This window comes from Micromonospora sp. DT46, from assembly GCF_049841735.1.
GTDB classification, from domain to species: Bacteria; Actinomycetota; Actinomycetes; order Mycobacteriales; family Micromonosporaceae; genus Micromonospora; species Micromonospora reichwaldensis.
This window is the reverse complement of sequence record NZ_JBNCKW010000016.1, coordinates 1-11,723: the sequence shown is the minus strand read 5'-3', so window position 1 is coordinate 11,723 and position 11,723 is coordinate 1. Positions and strand designations below refer to the sequence as shown.

At 73.3% G+C, this 11,723-nt stretch carries 10 protein-coding genes; 1 reads left to right on the top strand and 9 read right to left on the bottom strand.

The annotated features are described in order from the left end of the window. Positions 1-59 precede the first annotated feature (59 nt). Positions 60-1,073 (bottom strand): hypothetical protein, encoded by a 1,014-nt coding sequence (locus ACLQ20_RS30530; protein ID WP_311414127.1) that lies wholly within the window; start codon positions 1,071-1,073, stop codon positions 60-62. Between the two features lie 76 nt (positions 1,074-1,149). Further along, a complete protein-coding gene (locus tag ACLQ20_RS30525) occupies positions 1,150-2,172 on the bottom strand; it encodes a 3-oxoacyl-ACP synthase III family protein (protein WP_425858288.1) in 1,023 nt (340 codons plus the stop codon). Positions 2,173-2,787: 615 nt separating this feature from the next. On the opposite strand from ACLQ20_RS30525, the gene ACLQ20_RS30520 reads away from it, so the two are divergent. After that, the gene (locus tag ACLQ20_RS30520) at positions 2,788-3,978 is read left to right on the top strand and encodes a sensor histidine kinase (protein ID WP_225851892.1); all 1,191 of its coding nucleotides are present in this window, start codon (positions 2,788-2,790) and stop codon (positions 3,976-3,978) included. An 81-nt stretch (positions 3,979-4,059) separates the two neighbouring features. Here the strand turns inward: ACLQ20_RS30520 and idi are convergent, their stop codons facing one another. The 7 genes from idi to ACLQ20_RS30485 are packed head-to-tail and all read right to left on the bottom strand — an operon-like array spanning position 4,060 to position 11,289. Next, on the bottom strand, positions 4,060-4,644 hold the full coding sequence (gene idi, locus ACLQ20_RS30515; RefSeq protein WP_151452480.1) for an isopentenyl-diphosphate Delta-isomerase: 585 nt from the start codon (positions 4,642-4,644) through the stop codon (positions 4,060-4,062). Between the two features lie 21 nt (positions 4,645-4,665). After that, positions 4,666-5,631, bottom strand: coding sequence for a UbiA family prenyltransferase (locus ACLQ20_RS30510; protein WP_151452479.1), 966 nt, complete (start codon positions 5,629-5,631; stop codon positions 4,666-4,668). 59 nt (positions 5,632-5,690) lie between these two features. After that, a complete protein-coding gene (locus tag ACLQ20_RS30505) occupies positions 5,691-6,497 on the bottom strand; it encodes a TauD/TfdA dioxygenase family protein (protein ID WP_151452478.1) in 807 nt (268 codons plus the stop codon). Beyond that, positions 6,494-7,480, bottom strand: coding sequence for an L-tyrosine/L-tryptophan isonitrile synthase family protein (locus tag ACLQ20_RS30500; protein ID WP_151452477.1), 987 nt, complete (start codon positions 7,478-7,480; stop codon positions 6,494-6,496). Before ACLQ20_RS30500 ends, ACLQ20_RS30505 begins: the two co-directional genes overlap by 4 nt. After that, positions 7,477-10,224, bottom strand: coding sequence for an AAA family ATPase (locus ACLQ20_RS30495; RefSeq protein WP_425858286.1), 2,748 nt, complete (start codon positions 10,222-10,224; stop codon positions 7,477-7,479). Before ACLQ20_RS30495 ends, ACLQ20_RS30500 begins: the two co-directional genes overlap by 4 nt. A 45-nt stretch (positions 10,225-10,269) precedes the next feature. Continuing rightward, complete coding sequence (locus tag ACLQ20_RS30490) at positions 10,270-11,061, bottom strand: thioesterase II family protein (protein ID WP_151452475.1); 792 nt, start codon at positions 11,059-11,061, stop codon at positions 10,270-10,272. 54 nt (positions 11,062-11,115) lie between these two features. Continuing rightward, a complete protein-coding gene (locus tag ACLQ20_RS30485; RefSeq protein WP_192581221.1) occupies positions 11,116-11,289 on the bottom strand; it encodes a hypothetical protein in 174 nt (57 codons plus the stop codon). Between the last annotated feature and the right edge of the window lie 434 nt (positions 11,290-11,723).

The following is an 11,723-nucleotide window of genomic DNA, read 5'->3' as shown; positions in this document are numbered from 1 at the left end:
CGATGCGCGCCGCGCAGGCCGCGCACGTCATGCCGCCGATCAGCAGTTCCAGGTGGTTCTCAGCCGTGGCCATGCTCGGTGCCCCCCTCCGTGCCGCCGCCGGTCGTGTCGGCGGGGACAGCGGCTCCGCCGTTGCGTACGGCTTCCTCGTTGCGGGCCTTGGCCGCCGCGAAGGCCTCCTCGCTCAGGCCGTGCGGCGGCGGGTTGGGGCCCTTCACGCGCAGGGTGAACGACGCCGTACGCACGACGCCCTGGTGCTGGAAGTCCAGGAACAGCCGGTAGTCGCCGAAGCTCGGCGCGGTGGCGTGGAACAGGACGTCCGGACCGGGCGCGGTCTGCCCGTCGCCCGGTGTGCCGTCGGGGTGGACGTGCAGGTACGCCATGTCGCCGTCGCGCAGCGCGACCAGGTGCCCGAAGGCGCCGAGGTACGGCTCCAGGTCGGTGACCGGCTTGCCGTCCTTCGCGACGCTGAGCGTCAGCTTGCCGCTCTTGCCGGGCGTCAACTCACCGCCGAGGGTCACCGTGTACCCGTCGACCGTCGAGGTGGTCGACGGCGCGGGCAGCGCCTCCGGCCGGTAGTCGCCCGACACCGACACGTCCGCCCCGAGCGTCTCGCCGTGGATGCCCCACAGCGGCATGTAGTCGGCGAAGACGCGGTACTCGCCCGCCGCCGCGAAGGTCAGCGGCACCCGCCACACGCCGTCCGAGCCGAGGTTCGGGTGGACGTGCTGGAAGTTCGTCAGGTCGCGCCGCGCCACGATCAGGTGCATCAGCTTCTCGTGCTGCGGCTTGTACTTCACCAGCGGCGTGCCGTCGTGCTGCAGGATCTGGAAGGCGAAGGTCTGCTTCGTGCCCGCCCGGACGTTGTCCGTGATCACCTTCAGGTTCATGCTCTCGTGGTTGATGGTCAGGCCGTACGAGGACTCCTCGGCCACGGCGGCCGGCTTGGCGGCGGGTGCGGCTGCGGGTGCGGCGGTCGGCGGGGGCCCGACCACGCGGCCGACGGTGTAGGCGCTCCCCAGCACCAACACCAGGGCGAGCGCGAACGCGCCGAGCTTCGTCAAGGTCTTCATGAATAACCGTCCTGTTTCGACAGGGTTGGCGTGGAAGCGGGCAGGGTTTCGGGGGTGGGGTCGTCGGCCGGTGGGCTCACCGGTCCCCGCCGGGGTCCGGGCCGGATGTCCGGCCCCACCGCAGCAGGCACGCCCCGAGCGACATCCCCCCGCCGAACGCCAGCAGGAGGACGAGGTCGCCGTCGCGGAGCAGCCCGGCCCGGTTGGCGTGGTCGAGGGTGAGCGGCACCGAGGCGCTGCCGACGTTCGCGTACTCCTCCACCGTGCGGTGCGTGTGCGCGGCGGTCAGCCCGCACGCGCGTACCAGCTCGTCGAGGAGCAGGCCGTTGGGCTGGTGCGGCACCACGTGCGCGACGTCCGCCGCGCCGACGCCCGCCCTGGCCAGCAGCTTGTCCACGAACGGCGGGACGTCCTGGAGGACGAGCTCGGTGACGCCGCGGCCGTTCATGCGGAAGAAGTGGCCGCCGTCCGCCACCGTCGTCGCGGACGCCGGCAGCCTGCTGCCGCCCGCCGCCACCCCGATCAGGCCGCTGGCGTCGCCCCGGCTGGCCAGCTCGTACTCGACGACACCGCGCCCCGGGGACGTCGTCCCCACGACGGCCGCGCCGGCGCCGTCGCCGAACAGCACGGCCGTGCGCCGGTCGTCGAAGTCCAGGATGCGCGAGTACACGTCGGCGCCGACCACGAGCGCGTGGGTGCCGGGCCGGTCCGCCACCAGCGACTGCGCCAGCACCAGGGCGTGCACGAATCCCGCGCACACCGCGTTGACGTCGAAGCACGCGGCCCCGTACGCGCCGAGACGGTCCTGCACCAGGCAGGCCGTCGGCGGCTGCGGGTGGTCCGGGGTCGACGTCGACACGATGAGGTAGTCGACGCGGTCGGCGCCGATGCCCGCGTCCCGCAGGGCGCGGGACGCGGCCCGCACGGCCAGGTCCGACGTGGCCTCCTCCGCCGCCGCGAAACGGCGCGAACGAATGGCGGTCTTGCGTACGATCCATTCCGGGCTGGCGCCCGGTACGCGACGCGCGATTTCCTCGTTCGGCAATGCTCGCGCGGGCACCCATGATCCGGTGCCCAGAATTCCGACGGATGAGGACACAGCAGCCTCCAGAGAGGAGAGGCATTTCGTGCCTGCAAATTAGCCGAGTCGAACCATCGGCCGCAATCACGTTCGCCATCTGCCGACACGACTCGCAGCGCAAATTACCGGGCGATGGCGGTAACAATTTCAAGGCGATGGAACGTGCAATTTCCGGGCCGCCCGGGAACCCGCTGACGACACACCGGCGCACGGTTCACCCGTGCAGTTCTCCCGGGTCGTACGTGACACGCGGGGATGGGATCCGGCGCGTCCTCGCCGCCATGCTGACGGCACGACCGACCGCGTGGCGACGCCCGCGGCACGGCCGGCGACCCGCGGGGCGGACCGGCGCCCGCCGGCGCCCACGCGACCAGGACCGGACGGAGGCCCTCCGATGACAGCGCAGCTCCTCGAGACCACCCACCCCACGGGCGAGCCCGGCGGGTGGCGGCCCCGGGATGCGACGGCAGGGACGGATCCACGTCGGCACGAACCGACCGTAACCGATACCATGCATTCCGTGGCGACCGTGATCCGGCAGGCGACGACACCGAGCGCACCGCTGCCCGGGTCGGCGCGTCCGGGTGTGCCGGGGCCCGGCACGCGCCACGTCCGCCGGGAGCCGTGGCGTTGATGGTCACCGGGATCCGGCCCACCGGCCTGACGGGGACCCCCGCCGCGCCGGCTGACGCCCTGTCCACCCCGGGCATGCGGCGGGCGAGGCTGTGCATCCTGGCGGGCGCCGCGAGCGGGGTGGCCGCGTGCGTACTGCTCGCCGCCCTGGAACTGCGTCGCGAGCCCGACCCGCGCGGGATCGTGCTCGGCGCGGCGGGGTCGCTGCTCCTGGTCCTGGCGCTGGCCGCGGCGCTGCACCGGTCGGTCATGCCGTGGCGGGCGACGACGACCGGCCGGTGGCTGGTCGCCGGCTGCGCCACGGCCGCCGTGCTGTCCGTCCCGCTCGTCGGGCCGGTCGGCGGCACCCCGGGGCGGGCCTGGGCGTTCGTGGGGGCCGCGCTCGTCGGGGCCGCGCCGCTGCTGCTGCCGGTCCGGTGCGCGGTGACCCTGATGGCCGGGACGGTGCTGGTGGCCGCGGCGACGGCCTGGTGGCTCGGCGGTCCCGTGCGCGACGCGGTGACCGTCACGGTGGTGCTCGGGCTGACGGTGGCGACGTGGAACGTGCTGCACCTGTGGTTCTGGACGTTCCGGGCGCAGGCCCGGGAGGGGCACGACGCCCTGGCCCGCCTGGCGGCGGCCGAGGAGCGGCTGCGGTGCGCCCGGGACGTCTACGCCCTGCTCGCGAACGAGCTGTCGGCGCTCGTCCTCAAGGCGGAGCTGGCGTCGCGGCTGGCAATGGTCGACGGGGAGCGGACCAGGAAGGAGACCGCCGAGATGCGGGCGCTCGCGGCGGCCGCGTCGGCCCGGATGCGCGAGGCCGTGCACGGCTACCGCAGCGTCGGCCTGCGCGAGCAGGCGCAGACGGTGGCACGGGTGCTGCGCAACGCCGGCGTGCGGTGCTCCGTGACGCAGCCGGAGCGCGACCTGCCGCCCGCGCTCACCGGGCCGCTGGTGTCCGTGCTGCGCGAGGCCGGCGCCCACGTGCTGCGGCACGGCGAGGCGCGGTGGTGCACGATCGAGATCGCCGGCGAGGCGTCCGGGGCGCGGCTGACGGTGGTCAACGACGGGGCCGGCGACGGGGCGCCGGACCTCGACGGCAGCGGGCTGCCGGGGCTGGCCGACCGGCTGCGGGACGCGGGCGGCACGCTGCGCACCTGGCGGGGGGACGGCACGTTCACCGTGCAGGCCAGCGTCCGGGCCGGGTCGTGACCGGGCCCGACAGCAGCACCCGCCGCAACGGACGACGGACCGCGCCCACCCCGCCGGTGGGCACGGTCCGCCGCGCGCCGCTCAGCCGGTGGCCGTCAGCGTCCCGCCGGGCAGGAGGCACTCGTCGGCCGTGGGCCACCGCGTCGGATCGTCGCCGAGGGTGACGAGCTCGGCGACCTGGAGACGACACCACGGCGACACGGAGATGTCGCCGGTGCCCACCGCGTACACGAAGTCCGCCCAGGCGACCCACTCGAAGTCGCCGATGGCGGCCGGGTCGGGGGTCGGGCGCTCGTCGGTCACCACCCGGAACACCGGGGACACGGCGTTCTCCGCCACGCCGTTGTCCATCGTGGCGCGGTACCGGAAGGCGGGCAGGACCAGCTCCGGCGCGGGCGCGGCCAGGCCGAGCTCGGCGCGTACGGTGCGGGTCACCGCCGCGGGGACCGGTTCCCCCGGCACTGGGTGCCCGTAGCACGAGTTGGTCCAGATCCCCGGCCAGGTGCGCGTGCGGTCGCTGCGCATGGTGAGCAGCAGCTTGGCGTCGCTGGTGAAGACGTAACAGGAGAACGCCAGGTGCAACGGCGTACGCAGGTGGTGCACCGTCGCGCCCTCGGTGGCGCCCACCGGCCGTCCCTCCTCGTCGAGCAGCACGACCTGCGCCATGGTGTCCCTCCCCACCGGGACTCAGCTCGCCTGGGCGAAGGCGGCGGCGATCACGGTTCCCCACCCGGTGCTCGCCACCTGCAACGGCACCAGCTTCGCCCGGGGCCGCAGGAACGCCAGCGCGTCCGCGAGGGGCTTGCCGCGTACGCCGCGCCAGGTGCCCGACACGTGCACCAGCGCGAACGCGATGGCGACGATCATCGGCACGGCACCCCAGGTGAACCCGCCGATGGCGAGCACCGACACGCACACCGTGGAGCCGCCGACCGCGATCAGCCCGCTCGCGACGGCCATCGCGCGGGTCAGGCCCAGCGCGCGTACGCACGTGCGGATGTTGAACGCGGCGTCCTCCGGCCAGTCCTCGGCCGTGTTGACCATGACGATGCCGACCTGGTTCAGCCCGAAGCCGATGATCACGGCCAGCAGCGGCCACGACAGCTCACCGGGCACGGACCGGACGACGACGAGCATCGGCAGCCAGATCAGCACGGCGGCGAGGCCGGGGATCTGCCCCACGCCGGAGCTCTTCAGGTGGACCGGCGGGATGGAGTACTGGGCGCCGATCCAGAGGGTGAACGCGACCAGGGGCAGGATGTCCCAGTGCCCGGTGCGGAAGGTGAAGTAGGTCGCGAGGGCCAGCACACCCGCGCCCGTGGCGGCGATCTGCCACCGCACGTTGCGCAGCCCCAGCCCGTACACCGCCTGGGACAGCCACGTCTTGTACACGGCGTCGACGTCGCGGTCGGCGTACGCGTTGGTCATGTCGATGAAGTGCATGATGGACAGCGCCATCACGATCACCAGCGCGAAGTGGACCGAGGCCAGGGTGCTCAGGTCGTCGACCGACAGCAGCGACGGGATCGCGTAGATGGCCAGCATCACGGGCAGGAACTCGACCCGGCGGATGCGGATGGAGTGGTAGATCGGGCGCCGCGCGGTGGCCGGCGCCGGTGTGGACGCGCCCGCGCGCGCCTCTTCGACGGTCATGGTGTCTTCCTTCGGGGTTGAGGACCTTCGGTGGCACCCGCGAGCGCCCCTGACCGGGGTCAGAGGATCTGGATCCGCTGGAGGTGCCGGGAGGAGTTGCCGCGGAAGGCGTTGCGACCGTGCAGCAGCGCCTGGTTGTCGACGACCACGATGTCGCCGTCGACCCACTCGTGGTGGTAGCAGACGTCCGGGTGGTGCAGCCGGTCGCGCAGGTCGGCCATGAACGGCTCGGCCTCCTCCGCCGACCTGCCGCCGATGGACACCCACACCGGGTTGCGGTAGCGCTCCGGGTCGAGCGGCTCGCCGTACCGCATGATCGTCTCGCCGGTCTCCGAGTGCGTGGTGAGCAGCGGCGACACGGTCTCGCCGCCGTAGTAGCCGAGCTTCTCCGTGCGGTAGCTGACCTCCGTCGCCGCCCACTCGCGCACCAGCTCCGGCGAGGCGCGCCGGATCACGTCGGTGCTGTCGGAGAACACCGTCTCGCCGCCGCCGCCGGGCACCGGCGCCTCGAGGCACTGGAAGAGGAAGTACCGCGGCGCGGCCCGCGCGAACGCGCCGTCCCAGTGGAACGGCACGTCCGTACGGCTGAACAGGTAGTTCTTCGGGTCCTCCTGGACCACCAGGTCCAGGACGGCGCCGAAGTCCCAGGTCAGCACCTCGCCCCAGGTCTCGCAGTAGGCGACGAGGTCCTCCCTGTCGAGCAGGGGGAAGCCGCGCAGCACGACCACCTTGGACTCGATCGTCCAGCGCTCCAGCGTGGCGGGCGCGATGTCCCGCAGGTCGGCGCCGTCGTGCTCCGCCGTCAAGAGCGTGCCGAACGGCGCCAGCGGCGTCCGCTGCACCCGCAGCTCGTCTGCCGTGGTCATGAGGCGATCTCCTCCTGCCGGAAGTGGGGGTTCACGTAGTGGCTCGGCCGGCCGTTGCGCCAGACCAACGAGGCCCGGTCCCGCTCGGCCTGGCTGCGCTTGACCAGCGTCAGGTTGACGCCGTCGTCGAGGACGACGCCGTGCCACGGCGTCAGCCAGCTGTCCCTGGTCCGGATGAGGTGCAGCCCGATCTTCTCGGCGTGCCGGGGCTGCGGGTGGATCGACAGCCGCAGCGAGTCGGGGAACTTCGTGCCGACCAGGTCTCCCCAGGCGCGGCTGCGCCGGATCATCTGGTACGCGAACTCCTTGCAGTGCTCGCGCAGCTTGGTCCGGCTCAGGTCGGGGTGCAGCGGGCCCTGGTCCTCGAGCATGAACCGGTGCATGCCGTTGAACAGCGACCGGGCGCCCAGGTCGGTCAGCACCTCGGCGCGGATGTCCGCCAGCGGCGTGGCGTACCCGGCGAGGAGCCGCCCGCGCATCTCGTCGTAGGACATCGCCCCGAACGCGTCGTCGAGCGAGTACATCGAGACCGAGGACGCGCCGGTCTGGTCGATGATGCGTTGCAGTTCCGTGCGGTACGCGGTCACGTCCTCGTCGGGGATGCCGAGCAGGTCCGAGAAGACGTGGCCGTCGGAGCAGATGAGGATCCGCGCGCCCGCCGGGTGGTAGTGGCTGACCTGCTCGCAGAAGGACTGGAGGAACTCCACGGAGATCCGCTCACCGAGGTCGGGCAGCGAACCGACCACCTTCTCCGGGTTGCGGGACTTCGCGGGGAACGCCGGCAGCACGAAGTGCAGCGGTTCGCCGCTGCGTAGGTACCGGCCCACCCGTTCCTCGTGGGTCGCGAAGCAGTCGTCGCACGGCTGCGCCCCGCACGGGTCGTCGGCGTGCTCGAGACGGCGGAAGCGGAAGACCAGTTCGAGAATCTGCCGGGCGAGCGTGCGCTCCCGGCTACCGACCTGTTCGTCCTCGGCAACGGTCATGTCGTGTCCGATCGCATCGTGGTTTCCTTGTCGCCCGAGGGCGGGCCGACCGGGGCGACGCGCCGGCGCCGCGCGCCGCGTGCGCCCTTCGGCGGGTCGATGTGCACCAGCTCCGTACGCGTGCTGATCTTCAACTTCCGGTAGGCCCGCGTCAGGTGCTGCTCGACGGTGCTGACGGTGATGAACAGCCGGTCGCCGATCTCGCGGTTGGTGTGCCCGCGGGCGGCCAGGTTCACGACTCGGCGCTCGGCGTCGGTCAGCGTGGCGAGCCCGTCCTTCGCGCCGGCCACCCCGGCTTCGAGGGTGTCGTCGGACGGCTTGAGCTTGCGCCGCAGCAGCTCGGCGTGACAGCCCTCGGCGAGCTGGAGGGCGTGCGCGCCCATCATCTTGGCGCGCCCGAACTCGCCGAGGGCGTGCCCGGTCTGGCTCAGGTCCGCGAAGACGTGCGCGAGTTCGTGCCGGTCCCCGCTGGCGTGCAGCAGGTCCATCGCCTCGCGCAGCATCACCTGCCGTTGCTTGGGCGCGTACGCCGCCGCCAACGCCCGCAGCCCCATGCCCTTGGCGCGCGGGGCGTCGCCACCCGGCAGCGCCAGATGTTCGGTGATCAGCTTCCGGGCCTGGTCGGGCCGGCCCATCCGCACGTACAGCCGGGCGAGGTCGACCCGCCACGGCAGCGCGGACGGATCGTCGGCGCCCCAGCCGACGGCGAGCTGGCCGGCGGTCTGGAAGTCGGCGAGCGCGGCGTGCCGCCGGTCCACGGCGTCGTAGTAGACGCCCCGGGCCCGCAGGTACTGCGGCCAGAACATGCTCTGGCGCATCGCGGCCGGCGTCGGCTCCCGCAGGGCCGCCTCGGCCTCGGCGAGCTGCCCGGTCATCGTGCAGGCCAGGACCAGGTGCGCGAGCGGCGAGCCGACGGCGACGCCCCAGGCGGCGGGCGGCATCGTGGCCAGCGCGTCGCGCGCGTGCCGCTCGGCGGCGGCGAGGTCGCCGCGGCACAGGGCGACGGCGGCCCGTACGTCGGTCAGGACGGCCCGCCAGCTCGTGATCCCGTGCGACTCGGCCTCCTCCGCCAGCTTCTCGCACCAGTCGGCGGCACGGTCGAGCTGGTCGGCGCCGATCAGCACCCGCAGCGCGTGCCACACCGACACCAGGAGGGAGTCACCGGGGCGGGCGCGTTGCAGCACCTCCTCGGCGCGGTCGACCGCCACGCCCGGCCCGGGGTCGCCCGGACCGTCGCCGCCGTGCGGGCGGCAGTGCCGCAGCCACTCGCGGGTGGCGAGGTGGTCGGCGCCGAGGTCGGGGTCCGGGTGCGTGGTGAGGTCGCCCACCCCGTCGAGCGCCTCCACCGCCTCGTCGTGCCTGCCCTGCCAGGCGAGCGACCGGGCGAGCAGCAGCGTGTCGGCCTCGTCGAGGAGGCCGGCGCGAGCCGCCGCCGCCAGCGACGACAGGTGCCGCGGAACCGCCTCGGGGTCGCTGCGCCAGTGCACCCGGACGAGGGCCGCCTCCACGGCGGCCCGCTCGCGGTCGTCCTCGGTGGATCGCAGCGCCAGTTCCAGGCAGTCCACGGCGTGCCGTGCGGCGCCGCCGGCGACGGCCTCCCCGGCCGCCGCGACCAGCACCGGACCGGCCCAGGATCCGGCCGGCCCGTCGACGCCCACGAGGTGCGCGGCCACCTCGGCGGCGGACGCGCCGTCCTCGTGGAGCAGGAGCGCGGCCCGCGACCGCAGGGCCGACTGCGTCTGCGGCGGGCAGTCGTCGAGCACCGCCGCGCGTACCGCCGGGTGGTGGTAGGAGTGCCCCTCGGTGAGGCCCGCCTCGGCGAGCGCGCCGAGCACCTGCCGGGTCGTCGCCGCGCAGAGGCCCGCCAGCCCGGTGACGAGCCCGGCGGACGCGGACGGGCCGACGACCGCAAGGGCGCGGGCGACGTCGAGCAGCCGGGGGTCGCTGCGGTGCAGGCAGGCGAGCGCGGCCTGGACGAACGACGCGCCCACCGTCGGCGCGACGTCCCCGTCGGCGCCGGTGAGGGCGTCGTCGAGCAGCGCGTGTACGAGCATCGGGTTGCCGCCGCTGACGGCGTGCGCCGACGCGGCGAGCCGCCGGGCGGCCTCCGGCCGGATCCGCTCGGCGAGCAGTCGTCCGACGCCCTCGGGCGACAGCGGGAGCAGCCGCAGGTGACGGCAGTGCGGCTGCCGCGTGAGCTCCGCACGGAACGCCGCCGCCTCGGGCCGCGCGCCCACGCATCCGCTCAGCACGAGCAGCACCCGCGCGAAACGGATGCGCCGTTGCAGGTACAGCAGCGCCTGCAACGACAGGGAGTCCGCGAACTGGACGTCGTCGACGACCACCACCAGGGGCCGGTCGGCGGCCACGTCGAGGAGGACCTGGCAGACGTCCTCCAGCAGTTGCGCGTCACCGTGCCGCAGGGTGGGGGCGTCCGGGTTTCCCGCCGGCCCGGTGTCGCGCCGCAGCAGCGGCAGGTGGCCGGTCGAGGTGGTCTGGGCCCGGAGGCTGTGGAACAGCTGTCCCACCACCCCCAGGGGGATCATGCTCTCCGCGACCGAACAGGCGGCGGTCAGCACCAGCGCGCCCTCGCCGACGGCCACCTCGGTCACGGCGTTCACCAGTCGGGTCTTCCCGCTGGCGACGCCGCCGTCGACCAGCGCGACCCGGCCCTGGCCCGCGGCAGCCGTCGCGTACGTCTCGACGAGGTCGGACAGCAGGTGTTCTCTCTCGATCAGTGCCATGTGGGTCACCTCCGGACACTCCTGAGGCTCGGGTCGACCGGCGACTCACCCCGGTTGTTCGGCGTGGGCGACCGTGGCGGCGCCGCGCGAGGCCGAGCTGAGCGACCGGGTGTGCGCCCTGATGCTGCGCAGCACCGCGGACATGTTGTCGTTGAGATAGAAGTGACCGCCCGGGTGGACGACGAACTCGAACCCCGCGTCGGTGTGTTCCCGCCACGCCTTCGCCTCGTCGACCGTCACCCGCGGGTCGCTGTCGCCGATGTGCGCGACGATCGGGCAGTCCAGGCGTGGCCCGGGCCGGTACTCGTAGGTCTCGGCTGCGGTGTAGTCCGAGCGGATGGCCGGCAGGACCATCCGCAGCACGTCCTCGTCCTCCAGCAGCGCGCTGTCGGTGCCCGCCAGGGCGCGTACCTCCGCGATCAGGCCGGCGTCGTCCCGCAGGTGGGTCCGCTCCTCCTTACGGAGGTGCGGAGCCCGCCTGCCGGAGACGAACAGCGCGGTCGGGCCGACGCCCGCCCGCCGCAGCCGCAGCGCGACCTCGTAGCCGATGGTCGCGCCGAGGCTGTGGCCGAAGACGGTGATCGGCCGGTCGACCAGCGGCAGCAGCACCGTCACCAGTCGGTCCGCGATCTCGTGGACCGAGGTGAGGCCCGGCTCCCGCAACCGGTCCTGCCGACCGGGGTACTGGACGGCGAGCACGTCGACCTCGGGAGCGAGCGTCCTGGCCACCCGGGCGAAATAGCTCGCCGAGCCGCCGGCGTGCGGCAGGCACAGCAACCTGGTCGCCGCCTCGTCCGCCGGGTGGAACCGTCGCACCCACAGGTCGGTGTCCGTCATCTCGTTCCCCCGCGATTCAGCTCGTGGTCGCCGGTGGCGGTCGCCCCGGTTGCGTCAGCGGCCCCCGTCCACCCGGGCCTCGCTCCAGCTGATGGTGGTCGGCCGGACCGCCGCCAGGTCGCTGGTGGTCCAGCTGTCCACGACGTCGATGCGCAGGTCACCGTCCGCCGGAGCGTCGGCACCGTCGAAGAAGAAGGCATTGAGAATCTCGGTCGCATTGACAGACATGGGAGTCCCCTCTCACACAGCTTGGCCCGGTGGTGCGGAACGCCATCTAAACCTGCTGGACGGGCACGTGTTTCAACAAGGTCTGCGTTCACCGTCTACGCGAAGGTTCGTCACAACGCATTCGTGAATCGCTCATACCCGTCACACGCGGCAGGCCCGGTGACCTTTGTCAATACCCGGCCCGGCCGTCCGGGCGTCGCGAGCACGGTGTCCAGGGTGGACCCCCGGCCCGGGAAGCCCTTGCGTGGCAAGGGTCACGGGCGGTGGGCCGGCCGACGGGGCGGGCCGGGGGAATTGCTCCCCACCGGCCGTGGGAGCAACCTTCGGCAGCTCACCGGCACCTTTCCCCGTACGGCCGTGCGCCGTTCATCGGACCCGGATGACGGTCTCATGCCCCACCACCACCCGACAATGCCTGACCAGCAACTCCACAC